The organism is Gemmatimonadaceae bacterium (assembly GCA_035633115.1).
GTDB lineage: Bacteria > Gemmatimonadota > Gemmatimonadetes > Gemmatimonadales > Gemmatimonadaceae > UBA4720.
Genome location: DASQFN010000011.1, coordinates 54,673 through 70,318 on the forward strand (window position 1 = coordinate 54,673; position 15,646 = coordinate 70,318).

Annotated in this window: 13 protein-coding genes and 1 tRNA gene; 11 read left to right on the top strand and 3 right to left on the bottom strand. The window is 61.8% G+C overall.

Annotated features, from left to right (window positions below; genetic code table 11):
- Window positions 1-46: 46 nt before the first annotated feature.
- Together VES88_01260 and VES88_01265 are read right to left on the bottom strand one after the other, a co-directional pair.
- Window positions 47-1,231, bottom strand: coding sequence for a S8 family serine peptidase (locus tag VES88_01260; protein HYN80103.1), 1,185 nt, complete (start codon window positions 1,229-1,231; stop codon window positions 47-49).
- Window positions 1,232-1,558: 327 nt separating this feature from the next.
- Window positions 1,559-1,632, bottom strand: a tRNA-Arg gene (locus VES88_01265).
- Between the two features lie 71 nt (window positions 1,633-1,703).
- On the opposite strand from VES88_01265, the gene VES88_01270 reads away from it, so the two are divergent.
- Complete coding sequence (locus tag VES88_01270; GenBank protein ID HYN80104.1) at window positions 1,704-3,146, top strand: NADP-dependent isocitrate dehydrogenase; 1,443 nt, start codon at window positions 1,704-1,706, stop codon at window positions 3,144-3,146.
- 100 nt (window positions 3,147-3,246) lie between these two features.
- On the top strand, window positions 3,247-4,926 hold the full coding sequence (locus tag VES88_01275) for a M28 family peptidase (protein ID HYN80105.1): 1,680 nt from the start codon (window positions 3,247-3,249) through the stop codon (window positions 4,924-4,926).
- Window positions 4,927-4,932: 6 nt separating this feature from the next.
- On the opposite strand, the gene VES88_01280 is transcribed toward VES88_01275, so the two are convergent.
- Window positions 4,933-5,439, bottom strand: coding sequence for a hypothetical protein (locus VES88_01280; GenBank protein ID HYN80106.1), 507 nt, complete (start codon window positions 5,437-5,439; stop codon window positions 4,933-4,935).
- Between the two features lie 119 nt (window positions 5,440-5,558).
- On the opposite strand from VES88_01280, the gene VES88_01285 reads away from it, so the two are divergent.
- The 9 genes from VES88_01285 to VES88_01325 all read left to right on the top strand — a co-directional run bounded on the left by VES88_01285 (window position 5,559) and on the right by VES88_01325 (window position 15,540).
- The gene (locus VES88_01285; protein HYN80107.1) at window positions 5,559-7,394 is read left to right on the top strand and encodes an amidase; all 1,836 of its coding nucleotides are present in this window, start codon (window positions 5,559-5,561) and stop codon (window positions 7,392-7,394) included.
- Window positions 7,395-7,579: 185 nt separating this feature from the next.
- The gene (locus VES88_01290) at window positions 7,580-7,942 is read left to right on the top strand and encodes a LysM peptidoglycan-binding domain-containing protein (protein ID HYN80108.1); all 363 of its coding nucleotides are present in this window, start codon (window positions 7,580-7,582) and stop codon (window positions 7,940-7,942) included.
- A 22-nt stretch (window positions 7,943-7,964) separates the two neighbouring features.
- Window positions 7,965-8,441, top strand: a complete 477-nt coding sequence (locus VES88_01295) for a hypothetical protein (GenBank protein ID HYN80109.1) — start codon at window positions 7,965-7,967, stop codon at window positions 8,439-8,441.
- Window positions 8,442-8,704: 263 nt separating this feature from the next.
- Window positions 8,705-9,088: a cupin domain-containing protein gene (locus VES88_01300; protein ID HYN80110.1), complete on the top strand. Its 384-nt coding sequence runs from the start codon at window positions 8,705-8,707 to the stop codon at window positions 9,086-9,088.
- 3 nt (window positions 9,089-9,091) lie between these two features.
- Complete coding sequence (locus VES88_01305; GenBank protein ID HYN80111.1) at window positions 9,092-9,883, top strand: SDR family oxidoreductase; 792 nt, start codon at window positions 9,092-9,094, stop codon at window positions 9,881-9,883.
- 236 nt (window positions 9,884-10,119) lie between these two features.
- The gene (locus tag VES88_01310) at window positions 10,120-11,943 is read left to right on the top strand and encodes an EAL domain-containing protein (protein HYN80112.1); all 1,824 of its coding nucleotides are present in this window, start codon (window positions 10,120-10,122) and stop codon (window positions 11,941-11,943) included.
- Between the two features lie 369 nt (window positions 11,944-12,312).
- A complete protein-coding gene (locus VES88_01315; protein ID HYN80113.1) occupies window positions 12,313-12,474 on the top strand; it encodes a hypothetical protein in 162 nt (53 codons plus the stop codon).
- A gap of 21 nt (window positions 12,475-12,495) precedes the next feature.
- Complete coding sequence (locus tag VES88_01320; protein ID HYN80114.1) at window positions 12,496-14,217, top strand: ATP-binding protein; 1,722 nt, start codon at window positions 12,496-12,498, stop codon at window positions 14,215-14,217.
- An 84-nt stretch (window positions 14,218-14,301) separates the two neighbouring features.
- Window positions 14,302-15,540: a hypothetical protein gene (locus VES88_01325; protein HYN80115.1), complete on the top strand. Its 1,239-nt coding sequence runs from the start codon at window positions 14,302-14,304 to the stop codon at window positions 15,538-15,540.
- Window positions 15,541-15,646 lie beyond the last annotated feature (106 nt).

The following is a 15,646-nucleotide window of genomic DNA, read 5'->3' on the forward strand; positions in this document are numbered from 1 at the left end:
CGGCCACGCTCCTGAAAGCGTGGCCGCCCGTTTCCGCGAGCGTGTTCTAGAAGTTGGAGAACAACAAATGCGCGTTGGTCGACTTGGAGCTCTTGACGATGTTCCTGGACGTGCGATCGTACAATGCGTCACGAACGGTCTGCGAGCTGGCGCTACCGTTTCCTGCGACGGATAGATAGAGCGCCGCTACGCCCGCGGTGTGAGGCGCCGCCATGGACGTTCCGCTGATCGTTTTCGTTCCGCTTCCCGTCCACGCGGAGGTGATGCTCACCCCCGGAGCGAACCAATCCACACACTTCCCGTAGTTCGACCATGATGCCTTTGCGTCGCTCGAGTTTGTCGCTCCAATCGTCATCGCGTTGGCTACTCGCGCCGGAGACGACTTGCACGCGTCCTGTGCGATTCCAATCCAGTTTCCATTTCCCGCCGCGACCGCGGTGGCGACGCCGGCGTTGATCATGTTATTGACCGCCGCGTCGACGGAGCTGTTGGCGCCTCCGCCGAGGGACATGTTCGCAACTGCCGGGGTGGTGCCCGCTGCGTGATTCTGTACCACCCAGTTCATGCCGGCGATGACGCCGCTCCACGAGCCGGAGCCGTTGCAGTCGAGGACGCGAACCGCCTTGAGCGAGACATTCTTGGCGATGCCGTAGGTCGTGCCGCCGACAGTGCCGGCCACATGGGTGCCGTGCCCGTTACAATCCTGTCCGTTGCCGTTAAACGAGTCATAGCCGACGCTCGCCCGGCTGCCGAACTGGGCGTGGCCGGTTTCGATTCCAGTGTCGATGATGTAGGCCGTTACGCCGTTGCCGGTCGCCGTGTAGGAGTATGTGCCGCTCAGCGGAAGGCTGCCCTGATCGACGCGATCGATGCCCCACGTCGCGTTGTACTGCGTTGCGGAGGCGCGCGCGATTCCATCCGGCTCGATGCGCAACACGCGAGCGTCCCGCATCAGACCGCTTCTGGCGGCTTCGGATATGTCACCTGCAAATCCGTTGAGCACCGCGTGGTAGACGAAATCCGGTCGGGCGCCATGTTCCGCCGCGACTGTCGACGGGTCCACGCCATCACGCAGGGTGATGATGAATCGGCCGGGAATCACATCGGCGTTGTCCGAGGCCGCAGAGTACGACACATTCGGAGTTGCCGACGGATTGGTTGGCTCGGACATTTCCGAGCAGGCAGCCACGGCGAACGCGGCCACCAGTGCCAGCGCGAGATTCCTTTTCATCTATTTTTCTCCGCAACGATGTTTGGGCCGTCGCGTGGGCCTGACCAGAAAACGCGACGGAACGGTTGAAGAATCCTTGTCGCCTGTCGTCACCAGAAAACGGTTTGGACAGAGGAGACAATGAATATATAAACATCTGGTAATCGCCGCAATACCCAGAGCCCCCTGGGCTGGCGTCGACGCCTGCCGGATCACGCTCAATGCGATCGAGGCGACCAAATCACCAAAGACATCGGCGGCCGCATCGCTTCGAAGCTGCGCTGGTTAGACATGCGCGACATCAATCTCGTCTTCACGCATCAGATACTGCAGCGGGTTTGGCGGGAATGCGCGCGGCGGGATTCGAACCCACGACCTTCGGCTCCGGAGGCCGACGCTCTATCCAGCTGAGCTACGCGCGCGCAGTCGGATACTAACCCGCGCGGTAGTGAGGGTCAACGCGGCCCCGCAATTGCTCGGTTAGCTTCCCGCGATGCTATTCGGAACGCGAAAAATCACCGTGATACCGGGCGACGGTATCGGGCCCGAAGTGATGTCTGCCGCCCTGAAGGTTGTCGACGCCAGCGGCGTCGCGATCGAGGCGGAAGTGCGACAGGCGGGGGCGAGAGTCTTCGCCCAGGGAATCGAGTCCGGAGTGCCGCCCGATACCGTCGATTCCATCCGCGACACGAAGGTTCTTCTCAAGGGTCCCCTCGAGACGCCCATCGGTCACGGAAACAAGTCGGCGAACGTCACCCTCCGGACCCTTTTCGAGACGTTCGGAAATCTGCGTCCGGTGCGCGAGCTGCCCGGCGTCACGACGCCGTTCACCGGGAGAAAGCTCGACATCGTGATCGTCCGTGAGAACGTCGAAGATCTGTACACGGGAATCGAGTACATGCAGACGCCGGCTGTCGCCGAAGCGCTCAAGATCATTACGCGCAGCGGTTGCGAGAGGATCGTCGAGCTGGCGTTCGAGTTCGCACTGGCGGCCGGCCGTGAGCGCGTTCATTGTGCGACAAAGTCCAACATCCTCAAGCTCACGGAGGGAATGCTCCAGCACACATTCGAGGCCATGGCCCCGCGGTACCCGTCAATCGAAGCGAAGCACATTCTGATCGACAACTGCGCACATCAGCTTGCAATGCGGCCTGAACAGTTCGACGTAATAGTGACGACGAACATGAACGGCGACATCCTCAGCGACCTCACGTCGGGCCTCACGGGGGGCCTCGGCTTCGCCCCCTCGGCCAACATCGGGAGCGATGTGGCAATCTTCGAGGCTGTGCACGGGTCGGCGCCGGACATCGCGGGCAAGAACATCGCAAATCCGACAGCGCTGATTCTGAGCGCGGCGATGATGCTACGCCACATCGGGGAAGGGAAATCTGCAAACCGCATCGAGCAGGCCGTTCTGGTCACGCTCGAGAGCGGTGTCAGAAGCGCCGACATGGCCGGATCACGCAAGCCTTCCTCGACAACCGAGTTTGCGGATGCAGTGATCTCGAATCTCGGAAAGGTCTCCGCGACGAGCGGTTCCCGTGATTTCCAGGCTGTGCGTCTGCCTGAACGAGCCACTGAAGTGGCCGCGACTCCGGTTGAGATACGCAAGGTCACTGGCGTTGACATCTTCGTTGAGAGCACGCTGCAGCCGGACGAGCTTGGCGACGAGCTCATTGCGGCAGCGGATCGAACCAGATTCTCGCTGCATGCCATTACAAATCGTGGAAATACGGTCTACCCCGCGCCGGCTCGCTCGGTGAGCCTGGTGGACCAGTACCGCTGCCGCTTTCTCGCGAAGGACCGACACGGTGACATATCCGACCCGGAGATCCTCTCGCTTCTCACTCACGTCGGGGAGACTCTCCGCTGGATGCACGTCGAGAAGCTCCAGCTTTTCGACGGGGATGATGGCTTCAGCCGGACTCCGAAATAATCCGGCGATTGGAACCCATTCTTACAAAGCCCTTACTCCAGCGTCTCTAACCCGGGGTATCGTTCTGGGGTAAACAACAAAAAATCCTCAACAGCTAACCATGACAAGATCGATCCGACACATCGTTCCGGCCCTGGTCGTTGCTGCGACAGCTCTTTGCTCGAGCCTCGCGTCGGCGCAGTCGAAGCTGCCGCTCAAGATGGCACCCAAGCCGACGACCGCGGCGATTACTGCGGCCGACCTGATGACTCGAGTGTACATATTTGCCGACGATTCGATGATGGGTCGGCGCGCAGGAGCAGAGGGTGCACTGAAGGGGACGATGTACATCGAGCGCGAAGTTCGGCGGCTCGGCCTCACGCCGGGTGGAGAGAACGGCACCTTCTTGCAGGCGGTACCGCTCATCACGCGGACTCTGGATACCACCTCGGCAATCACTGCCGACACCCAGCCCGTTGTTATCGGCACCGACTACTTCCCGCTCAGCGCCGCGGGCGTTGTCAGGCCAATCGACGGGGCTCAGGTCATCTTCGCCGGGAACGCAGCGGATTCTACATCGTCGATCACACCGGAGCAGGCCGCGGGTAAGATCGTGTTCATCATTGCGGGAACGGCGGCTGCCGCCCGCCGGTTCCCTGCCGCCGCAGGCTTCATGACGGTCATTCCCGAGGGTCAGCTCAATCAGTTCCGCGCTTTTGCCACCGGTAGCTCGACCCGACTCAGAAGTGATGCCGACACCGCGCGGTCGCGGCTCACAATTGGCGTCCTTCCGGCGGCGGTCACGAAATTTCTGGGGGTGCCTCTGGAGAACGCGCGGCCCGGCACTCTCGGTCGCACGCTGCGCGGCACCGTTCGGTACAACGTGACCGAGTCTCCGGCGAGAAACGTCATTGCGATCCTGCCTGGAAGCGACCCGAAGCTGCGCAGCCAGTACGTGGCCATCGGAGCTCATAGCGATCACGTCGGGCGTCGCCGCGCTGGTCCTCTCGATCACGACTCCCTCAAGGTGTTCAACGAAATAGCTGAGCGTATCTATAACGCGCGCACCGGACAGGGTACGCGGTTTCCGGGAACGGGGCTCACCGAGCCAGAGCGCGCTTCAATTCGCGTAAACGTCGACAGCCTTCGACGGATTCGCCCTGCACGGCCCGACTCCATCTACAATGGAGCGGACGATGACGGATCGGGATCAATGGGCGTCCTGGAGATCGCCGAAAAGTTCGCGCTCTCGCGGACAAAACCGAAGCGATCCCTGATCTTCGTCTGGCACACGGCGGAAGAGCTTGGCCTGTTCGGGGCTGAGTGGTTCACCGATCATCCAACGGTTCCACGCGATTCGATCGTCGCACAGCTCAACATCGACATGATCGGCCGCGGCGAAGCTCAGGATCTTCCCGGCGGCGGTCCGAACTTCCTTCAGCTGATCGGGAGCCGCCGTCTGTCAACGGAGCTTGGGGACATCGTCGAGTCAGTGAACAAGAGCCGAAACCACGGGTTCGTCTTCGACTACAGCTTCGACGCGAACGGACACCCTGAGATTATGTACTGCCGGAGCGATCACTACGAGTACGCCCGCTATGGCATTCCGATCACCTTCTTCACGACAGCAGGGCACAGCGACTATCACCAGCTCACCGATGAGCCGCAGTACATCGCCTATCCGCACCTCCAGAAAGTCACGGCTTTCGTAGCCGACGTCGCGGAACATGTCGCGAACCTGGACCACCGCGTAGTCGTGGACAAGCCGAAGCCCGATCCGAAGGGGCAATGCGTACAGTAGAGCTCGTTAGCGCTCCGTTCGGTGCTCCGAAATCTGGAATGCGATGAAGGACTTGATCGCCTGCAGGGCCTCTGGATCTTCAGTGCGGATGTGGACTACACCTCCGTGCGGGAGATCCTCGACCGAGTAGGAGATCCGGTTCGCCCGCTGAGTCATCACCGATGTGCCAGGCACCGGCTTTTCGTGCACGAATCCCGGCACCGCAAAGTTGCCGCGCGCGAATGATCGCGCGATCATGAGAAGGTGCGCGCGGATCTGAGTTATGCCCAGCTCGTCATGCACTCCGCGCTCGAGAATGATGTCGCCTCCCTGGGATGTCGTCTCGAATCGGTGCGCCATTGCCATCGGGTCGACACCAACCGCCTTGCCGTGTCGCACGTCCATCGCGTTGAACGCACTGTCAGCCTCACTCGAGGAAACCGGCTCAAGTGCCCCGGCGGCCTGAGCTCGTTTCCCTGCGTCGCAGCCGGCGATGAGAAGTGTCGCGAGTGCAAGCGCTGCAGCGTGTCGCATGAGGTCTCCTTGTAGGTACTGCGCAGTACCCACCGTTCAAGAACCGCGCCTGAGCGGGATGGCGAAATCCCGACGCGCAACGTCTTTTTAGGCTCTCAACTCGGCCAAGGAGACGGACGTTGAGCGATCAAACCACGTACGATCGTCGCTCGTTCATGAACTATTTCGCGAGCATTGGACTGAGCTCGACACTTCTCCCAGGCGTCCTCTGGGCGCGGATTGCATCGGGTGAAGAAATCACGGTCGCAACGATCGCGAACGCCGAAGAGGTCGCCGGTTTGAAGTTCGACGAGGCGGAGCGGGCGATGATGGTCGAGGGCCTCAAGACGCAGGAGCTGCGGCTCGAGGCGCTTCACAAGATTCCACTCGCGAACAGCGTAGCGCCCGCAATCGTGTTCAATCCCGTTCCGCCGTGGCGGACGCCGCCGCGCACGGCGAAGAAGGCGATGGTTCGGTCACCCGTTACTGCCCGAGCGGTGCCGTCCAGTCTCGACGAGCTTGCGTTCCTTCCGGTGACCGAGCTGTCGGACCTCGTCCGTCGCCGAAGAGTCACATCGCTCCAGCTGACGCAGATGTATCTCGCCCGTATCAAGCGGTACGATCCGGTGCTCAAGTGCGTTATCACGCTCACAGAGGATCGTGCTATCGCCCAGGCGCGCGCGGCCGACGCGGAAATTTCGCGCGGTCGGTATCGCGGTCCACTCCACGGAATTCCCTGGGGCGCCAAGGATCTCCTGGCTGTGCGCGGCTACAAGACGACCTGGGGCGCCGGGCCGTACAAGGAGCAGGTGATCGAGGAAGACGCAACAGTGGTTCAGCGACTCGACAACGCGGGGGCAGTGCTCGTCGCCAAGCTCACACTCGGCGAGCTGGCACAGGGTGACATCTGGTTTGGTGGCACGACACGAAACCCGTGGAAAGTGGACCAGGGCTCGAGCGGGTCGTCAGCAGGGCCCGCATCGGCCACTGCCGCCGGTCTCGTCGGCTTTACGATCGGCAGCGAGACGCTCGGGTCTATCTCGTCACCGTCGACGCGATGTGGTACGACCGGGCTCCGGCCGACTTACGGGCGAGTTCCCAAGACGGGAGCGATGGCGCTGTCGTGGACAATGGACAAGCTCGGGCCGATTTGCCGAAGCGTCGAGGACTGCGCACTCGTGCTCGACGCTATTCATGGACCGGACGGCAAAGACACGAGCGTCATCGCGGCGCCGTTCAACTGGAACGCATCGCTCAAGCCGACGACGCTTCGCGTTGGATACGTGAAGGCCGCGTTCGATCTTCCTGTCATGGATCCGAAGGACGAAAAGCGCACGCTGCACGCCACGAAGAAATTCGACGATGCCGCGCTTGGCGTGCTGCGAGGGCTTGGCATCAATCTCATCCCCATCGACCTGCCGGACCTGCCGTACGACGCGATGCGAATCATTCTCACCGCCGAGGCGGCCGCGGCGTTCGATGAGCTGACGCGCTCGGACCGCGACAAGGAGATGGTCCAGCAGGGACGATTCGACTGGCCAAACACGTTTCGCACTGCGCGGTTCATTCCAGCCGTGGACTACGTGAACGCAAATCGCGTTCGAAGCAACGCGATCCGCGCCTGGGACGAGCTGATGCAGAAGGTGGATGTGATCGTCACGCCAACGGGGGCAGCGAACCTCTTTCAGCTGGTGGCGACGAATCTCACGGGACACCCAGCCGTGATACTTCCGAACGGTTTCCGCGACGACGGGACGCCGGTGTCGCTGACATTTCTCGGAGGGCTGTTCGAGGAAGCCAGGCTTCTGGCAGTCGCGAGGGCATATCAGGAGGCGACGAAGTTCCACCTCTCGCGTCCGACAATTCCGCTTACCCCGCGACCGCTCGCGCCGCCGCCGCAGCCGCCTCCGCCGCCGCCACCAACACCCCCCGCTCCACCAAGCCCTCCCGCCGCGCCGGCGAAAGCCTCGGCATGATCCGCAACTGAGTTAACGCAGGTGATCGCGATCCGATGCAGGTAGAGGCCGTAGTACTGGACGGAGAGCGCGTGCGGCTCGAGGCCCGAATCCGAAGCGCCAATCTCGCTGATTAATGGCCCGCAACGTGCCCTCTAATCCAGGTCCGCGCGAGGTCGCGCGGCGCCATCCAGGAGGAGGGGCATATGGGGATCTTCGATAACAAGCCGGGATCGATTTTCGGTAACGATCCGGACGGCGGCATTCTCAATCGAAAGAAATCGGACAAGCCGGATTTTTCGGATACGACATCGGGCGCTTCCGGCGCCGGCGGGTCGGCTGCACCCGCAGACTTCTCGGATGTGTCCAGCGGCGCGTCGACATCGGCGCCCACCGGCGGCGCTGGGCAGATGTATACGGTGAAGAGCGGCGACTCGTTGAGCAAGATCGCCAAGCGTGTCTACGGTGACGCGAGCAAGTGGCAGCGCATCTACGAAGCCAACCGTGACAAGATCAAGAACCCCGATCTCATTCACCCCGGCCAGGAATTCATGATTCCCGACGCCTGACCAACGAATTTCAGGAGAAGCTATGTACCGCCTTACAAGCGCGACACTGTTGCGCGCAGCCACACTTGCACTAATCATCCCCGTCGTCGCATGCGGGAAAAAGGACGAGGCATACACCGAGCCCAGCGCATCGACTACGACGATTCCGCCCGCTGCTCCGGTCGCCGCAGCGCTCGTAGTCGAGGAGATAGACGTCGGAAAGGGCCTCAATCCGGACAGGACGCTGAAGGATAAGACCGACGACTTCGCCGTGCGCGATACGATCTACGCCTCGGTCAAGACGGAGGGAGCTTCGGCCGGCTCGAGGCTCGCTGCGAAATGGACATTCCAGTCAGGGCAGACCGTGAGCGAGTCGTCTCAGAACATTTCCCCGACCGGCGGCGAGACCAGGCACGAATTCCACCTCGCGAAAGCGAGTGCGTGGCCAAAGGGTGACTACAAGGTAGAGATTCTGCTCGACGGCGTCTCGGCCGGGACGAAGGATTTCAGCATCAAGTAACCGCGCCCAGCCCGCTGAAAAAAAACTCCCGACGCCGGAACCGGCGTCGGGAGTTTTCACTCGGAGCTTTCGCCCTCAGAAGAACGTCACGAGCAGAAGTTCCTGCCGCACTCTCAGCAAGAATGGGTTTTGCGGGCAGTCACCATGGCGGGGACGGTCCATGACGACCAGGGCGATGATACACGCCGCGCCGGAAAATTATGTTTCTACTATATAAATAAAGGACCTCCCTGTCTGTCCAGTTTCCCCACTAGCGAGGCATAATGGCAAGTGAATCAGCTTCGGGCGGCGCCACGCTCCACCGGTGGGAGGACATGCCGAAGGAGCGCGTCAACGACATGCTCGACAGACGGCTCATCACTGGTGAGCGCGTGATGCTCGCGCACGTGTATCTGAAGAAGGGATGCATCGTGCCGAAGCATTCGCACGAGAATGAGCAGATCACGTACATCCTCGAGGGGGCGCTAAAATTCCATCTTGGAGAGGACCAGCGTGAGAATGTGGTTGTGCACGCTGGGGAGGTGCTCCACATCCCATCGAATCTGCCGCATCAGGCGGAAGCGCTCGAAGATACTGTCGACGTAGACGTTTTCAGCCCGCCGCGAGAAGACTGGCTGAACAAAACGGACAGCTACCTCCGGAAATAGATCGTGGATCTCGGGCTGCGAGGAAAGATCGCGCTCGTTGCCGCGGCGAGCAGGGGACTTGGACGCGCGGTAGCGGAGGAGCTGGCGGCCGAGGGCGCGTCGCTCGTCATCTGCGCGCGCGGCGAGACGGCGCTGCACGAAGCTGCAGCTGCCATCAGAGGATCGAGTGGTGTCGAAGTCGAAGCCGTCGCCGCGGATGTCGCGCGCCCGGAAGACGTTGAGAGACTCGTCAAGGCGGCGTTCGACCGCTTCGGACGAGTAGACATCCTCGTTACGAACGCCGGCGGACCCGCATCGGGGACGTTCGAGTCACTCGGGCCGGAGAAGTGGAGCGACGCTGTTCAGCTGACTCTCCTGAGCACGGTGAATCTGTGTCGCGCTGTACTGCCGGGAATGAGAGAACGGCGCTGGGGACGAATCATCAACGTCACGTCGATCGCCGTGAAGCAGCCGGTCGAAGGCCTGATGCTCTCCAACAGTCTTCGCGCCGGGGTGACCGGATTCGCGCGCACTCTAGCCAACGAAGTCGCACGCGATGGAATCACCGTCAACAACATCCTCCCGGGGTACACGCGCACGCAACGCGTCGAGGAGCTAGCCCGGGCAACCGCGGCCCGCGAGAAAATCTCAGTCGCTGAAGCGATGAAGAAATCGGAGGCGGAAATCCCGATGCGGCGGCTTGGCGAGCCAAAGGAATTCGCTGCCGTTGCCGCATTTCTCGCGTCGGAGCGCGCCAGCTACGTAACGGGAACGTCGATTCAGGTAGACGGAGGGTGGATTAAGAGCCTGTTCTAGGCAAACGATAGGGCGTTTGACCGATTTTGCGTTTTGCCTCTGGATTGTTCTTTGAGAAGCGAATGGCGGGGTCTACATTGCGCGAGTTTCATTCGCCAACTAGTGAGTTGGTGCCGTACCTCATTTCCGGACATGACGAGGGTGCTGAAACTGGTGAGGCTCGAGTCGTTTTAGTGGCAAATCCGAAATCGAAATCGGTCCGCAAGCGCGAAATGCCTTCTTCCAAGGTTGATCGAGTGACTTCCGCCAAGCAGCCGCTACGGCCAGCGACGCCTTACGACAACCTCCCCGAGGAGTCGTACGATCGCGTCGCGCGTCTGGCTGCGTGCCTCCTTCACGCTCCAATCGCAATCGTTTCGCTGGTCGACGAGGATCGTCACGTCGTGAAGAGCAGTGTCGGGCTCACGGGCAGGTCGCGTGTCTGGAGAAAAGTCCCCCTCGCGCAGCGGTTTGCGCGGCAGGCGGTGTCGTCGCGCCAGTCCGTCGTGATCAGTGACGCCAAGGCGACGTCCGCCGGCGCGTCGGGCAACCCCGGCGCCGAAACGAAGTCGCCCGACGGCGTTGCTTATGCGGTCGCACCGATTCTTACGGTGGACGGGATGGTGATCGGAACTATCGCGGTAGTCGATCCTGCTCCGCACGCCTGGACCTCCGCCGAGGTTGCTTCTCTCGCTGATCTTTGCGACTCGGTGGTTACCGAGATGGAGCTCCGAAATGACCTCACGGCAAAGCGTGAGACGCAGGAGCATCTGCTGTACAGCACGCTCCATGACGCGCTCACGGGTTTGCCCAACCGCTCGCTGTTCACTGAGCGCCTGCGGCACTCGATGCGCCGGAACGCGCGACACCCCGACGACATGTTCGCGGTGCTGTTTCTCGATCTCGACAGATTCAAGGACGTCAACGACAATCTCGGACACTTTGCCGGCGACGAGCTGCTGCGAGCGGTTGCCCGTCGCCTGGAAGCGTGCCTGCGCCCGGAAGACACGGTTGCACGTCTCTCCGGCGACGAGTTCGCGATTCTCCTCGAGAGCATCAGCGAAACGAGCGATGCGGGGCGCGTCGCCGAGCGAATAGAAGAGGCGCTGTCTTTCCCGATAAACCTTGGCGGCGCGGAAGTGACGACGTCGGCGAGCATGGGCATCGTGACCAGCTCGATGTCGCAGGAGCAGCCCGAGCAGCTGCTGCGCAGCGCCGACATGGCGATGTATCGCGCGAAGGCAGCCGGCCGCGCGCGGTACGAGATGTTCGACCGGGCCATGCACACCGACGCCCTCGCCCGTCTGCAGCTGGAGACAGACCTGCGTCGCGCAGTTGAGCAAGGCGAGTTCAGGCTCCACTACCAGCCGCTCGTGTCGCTTCGCACGGGACGCATTACAGGTCTCGAAGCGCTGCTCCGGTGGGAGCATCCTTTGCGTGGTCTCGTTCAGCCCAGCGAGTTCATTCCCATCGCGGAAGAGACCGGGCTGATAATACGTATCGGCCGGTGGGTGCTGACCGAGGCCTGCCGACAGCTGGCCGAGTGGCAGAAGGCGCATCCGCGTGAGCACCCGCTGAGCATGGGCGTGAATCTCTCGGTCAAGCAGTTCAGCCAGCCCGATCTTCTCGACCAGCTCGCAAGTGTGATACGCACCAGCGGAATCTCCCCGGGCTGTCTCCGTCTCGAGATCACGGAGGCGGCGCTGATCGACAAGGGTGGCGCGGCGATGCTCCTCCTGACGCAGATCAAGCAGCTTGGCGCGCAGGTGTATCTCGATGATTTCGGCACCGGCTACTCATCCCTCATCTATCTCCACCGGCTTCCGATCGACGCGATCAAGATCGACCGCGACCTGGTGAGCACGATGGACACGGATGACAAGAACCTTCGACTCGTGAGGACTATACTGACATTCGCACAGATCATCGGCGTTCGAGCGGAGGCGGAGGGCATCAGCAGCGCCGAGCAGCTGCGCGAGCTGAGAGCGCTGAAGTGCGAGCACGGACAGGGCTACCTCTTCTCGGCGCCAATTCCACACGACGAGGTTGATGGGGTTCTCGAGGCGGATCCTGTCTGGTAGAACGGATTAGTCCCTCTTGCGCCTTTCAGAGATCTTCGCACATGAAGGTCTCTTTCTTTTCTATCTGGCATCTATGACGAAGGGTTCGAAGGGATTCGGCAGATTTTCCGGATTGTCTCCCGACTGGCGCCAAACCAGGCGGACCGCCACTCAGCATGTCGAGTTCTCTTGTTGTTAAAAACAAAAGAGAAATACGGTTGGGTGTGGGCACCAGTTTACGCCGGTACGACTCAAATCCGGATAATCCGTCGAATCCCTTTGAAACCTCCGTCATAGATGCTTGAGAATCGCGGGTTCGCGGCCGGCAATTGACCCAACTGCGCCCCGGGACGTAGAATCGAGCTACCTCAAAACGCGATCGTCAGCGCAATGAATTCGTTCACACTCTCCCGTCGCATTCCGATTGCTCTCATGCTTGGCCTCGCGACGCCCTTGTCCCAATTGTCCGGTCAGGGATGGCCGAACGCCGATTCGGTAACCGCAGCAATCAAGGAGCAGAGGCCGCGTGACAGGCGTGAGCGGCAGGGCTGAGAGTCCCGGGCCGCCAATCGGATGAAGCTCTCCCAGAGACTGCTTCTCAACGTTCTCCTGATCGTGGCTGTGCTCGTCGCCGCTGTGGTGCTCATCATCGACCGGCGATTGCATGCGCGCATAGTCGAGCAGACAGTGACAGAGCTGGCACGCGAAGCCCGGTTCGTGGCGGTCGAGTGGCGATCGACTTTTTCGGCTGACGATCTCGCGGATGCTGCAGGCCGGGCCCTCGAGCATCGCGTTACGCTGATAAACGACAAAGGCGTTGTCGTTGGCGATTCCGGATTCGACGGCGAAGCGCTGCGTGCATTGGAGAATCACGGCAGCCGGCCTGAGGTCGCCGCTGCGTGGCAATCGCGTGTCGGGTCCGCGACGCGCGTCAGCGCATCCGCCGGAGACGAGGAGCTCTACGTCGCGGTGCGTGCTCCGCTGGGCGTTGCTCGCGTATCGCTCCCGACGCGCGAGCTGGAGGCCGTCTTCGCGCGAGCGCGGCGCGATGTGATGCTGGCCGGAGTGGTTGCGCTGCTTCTCGCGGTTGTACTGAGCCTTCAGTTCTCGCGCAGCATCTCGCGGCCGATCGTCGAGCTTCGCGATGTCGCGCGCGCGATTGCCGACGGTGACATGGATCGCCGTCCCGCGCTGGCCGCTCCCGGAGAAGTCGGCGATCTGGCAACTGCACTTCATCGGCTCTCGGAGCAGCTGAGTGCGCGACTGACCTCGCTGCAATCCGAGCAGGCTCTGCTGTCGGCGATCGTCGAATCTCTCGAGGAGGGAGTCATCGCGGTAGACTCTGCGTCACACGTTGTCGAGGTCAACGACGCGGCACGGAGACTGCTTGGCGTAACGGCCCCTGTTCCTTTTTCAGTCGACCTTCTCCCGCGACATGGAGCGCTCAGAGAAGCGCTCTCGAGCGCATTGCAGGGGTCGGCGCATGCGACTGTCGAGTTCGCGTACGGTGATCGCACTCTCTCCGTCACAGCGCGTCCGCTTCCGCATGGTGGCGCCGTTCTCGCCCTGGTGGACCTCACGACGACGCGGCGTCTCGAGGCGGTCAGGAGCGATTTCGTCGCGAATGTCTCGCACGAGCTCCGTACTCCGCTGACGGTCATAGCCGGCTTTGCCGAGACGCTGTCCGATGAGACAATTCCACTCGACGAGAGGCGCCGCTTCGCCGGGATGATCGGCACGCACACGGCGCGGCTGCAACGAATCGTGGATGATCTGCTCGATCTTTCACGAATCGAATCGGGCGGCTGGCGACCGAATCCCGTCGCGCTGGAGATCGCGCCACTCGTGGAGGATGTCGTCAGCGCACTGAGCAGCGCTGCTTCGGAGCAGCATACCAGCGTCGTCACACGAATAGCACCAGAGGCGCGCGAGGTCTTGGCCGACAGGACCGCGCTCCGGCAGATCCTTTCCAACCTGCTCGAGAATGCAATTCGCTACACCAGGCAAGGCACGGTGACAATCTCGACGGAGCTGCCTCGAGGCGCAGAAGGCCGCGTGATCATCTCGGTCAGCGACACAGGTGCAGGGATCGCGGCGGATCATCTCCCGCGGATCTTCGAGCGATTCTACCGTGCGGACACCGGTCGCGCGCGGAAGGCAGGCGGTACCGGGCTCGGACTCGCAATCGTCAGGCATCTTGTCGAAGCGCACGGAGGCCGAGTGGAGGCAACCAGTGCACTCGGTAGAGGAACGACGATCAGGGTGTTTCTTCCTCCGCCGGGTGGCCGGTCGTGACAAGTTCGTTACACGCGGTGTGCACACTCGTGGGCCGAATATCGCCAAACTGTTGCTGGTAATTCTCCTCAAAAGGAGCTCACGGTGAAATCACGCGCAACGGTTGTCGCGTTTCTCTTGTCGCTCGCCGCCGCCCTGATACTCCCCGCTGCAGCTGCTGCCCAATACGTCCCGCCGCAGACCGCGCCACCGAAACAGGACACCACGAAGCCAGCGGGAACTTCACCGCCGCAGTCCGCCGCACCCGCTCCGGCGCCTCCCGCTCTCAATTTTTCCGGCGTCATATTCGGCAACTATCAGTATCACGGCGAGGCGGCGAACAGGGCACAGAACAGGTTCGAGCTGGAGCGCGCCTACCTGAACTTCAGGCTCGCTGCGGGTAAGCGCGCCAGTGTGCGAATCACCACCGACGTGTTCCAGCAGACGAGCTCGACGAACAACGCCGATGCGTTCTACCGAGGGTGGGTGATACGCGCGAAGTATGCATTTTTGCAGTACGACTACATCCAGCCCGCGAAGAGCTCCGGCTTTGGTGCGCTCGCGAGGATCGGTCTCCTTCACAACATGTTCATCGATCACGAGGAGAGCTTCTGGCCGCGCTGGCTTTCGACCGTCGCTGTAGATCGCGCGGGATACTTCTCGTCTTCCGACGCCGGCCTCGCGACTCTGCTGACCTTTCCCAACAAAATTGGCGAGCTCTACGCAGCAGTGTACAATGGCCCGGGCTACACGTCACGGGAGGTCGACCGCTTCAAGGACTACGGCGCGCGGCTCACCTTCACACCCCTCGGCAAGAGTGATCTCACCTATGTCCGCACGTTTGCGATCGACGGCTGGGTCTATCGCGGAGCCATCGCCAGCAGGTTCGTGAATGGGGGTCCCGGGCAGGTTGGCCCCGTCGGCGACGCGCTCGATCGAAACCGCTGGGGCGTTTTTGCCGGTATCAAGGATCCCCGGCTCATCATCGGTGCGGACTACGCTCAACGCGAGGACGAAGGCGAAGGTACGAGCCTGAATACGCCGGCTTCTCCACGACTCGTGAGCGATTCGACCGGACGTCTTTTCTCCGCCTACACGCACATCAAGCCGTTCCTGATTGCCAACCCCGGGTCGCCGATTCCACTCGGCATCGTCGCCCGGTGGGACCAGGTCAAGCCAAACAAGTCCAGCGACGGGCACTACAACCTCGTGATCGCGGGCCTGACCTGGGACCTCAACAAGCAGACGGCAATCGCGCTCGACTACCAGGAGCAAACTCCAAAGGGTACGACGGCAGTTACGCCAACGAGGGTCTACTACCTGCACGTCGTCACAAGCTTCTAGGGGCGCGAGGGTGCGTCGGTCCAATGAGCTCAGGCCGCGCGTTCAAGATCCTTTCATGCAGCATGGTTGGGCGGAGAACACAGAAGAGAACCTGTGATTCTCTTTC

Coding starts and splice junctions, on each gene's coding strand:
- VES88_01280 (HYN80106.1), bottom strand. CDS start 5,439: ATGCGACACGCTGCAGCGCTTGCACTCGCGACACTTCTCATCGCCGGC.
- VES88_01315 (HYN80113.1), top strand. CDS start 12,313: ATGAATTCGTTCACACTCTCCCGTCGCATTCCGATTGCTCTCATGCTT.
- VES88_01275 (HYN80105.1), top strand. CDS start 3,247: ATGACAAGATCGATCCGACACATCGTTCCGGCCCTGGTCGTTGCTGCG.
- VES88_01260 (HYN80103.1), bottom strand. CDS start 1,231: ATGAAAAGGAATCTCGCGCTGGCACTGGTGGCCGCGTTCGCCGTGGCT.
- VES88_01320 (HYN80114.1), top strand. CDS start 12,496: ATGAAGCTCTCCCAGAGACTGCTTCTCAACGTTCTCCTGATCGTGGCT.
- VES88_01270 (HYN80104.1), top strand. CDS start 1,704: ATGCTATTCGGAACGCGAAAAATCACCGTGATACCGGGCGACGGTATC.
- VES88_01300 (HYN80110.1), top strand. CDS start 8,705: ATGGCAAGTGAATCAGCTTCGGGCGGCGCCACGCTCCACCGGTGGGAG.
- VES88_01290 (HYN80108.1), top strand. CDS start 7,580: ATGGGGATCTTCGATAACAAGCCGGGATCGATTTTCGGTAACGATCCG.
- VES88_01295 (HYN80109.1), top strand. CDS start 7,965: ATGTACCGCCTTACAAGCGCGACACTGTTGCGCGCAGCCACACTTGCA.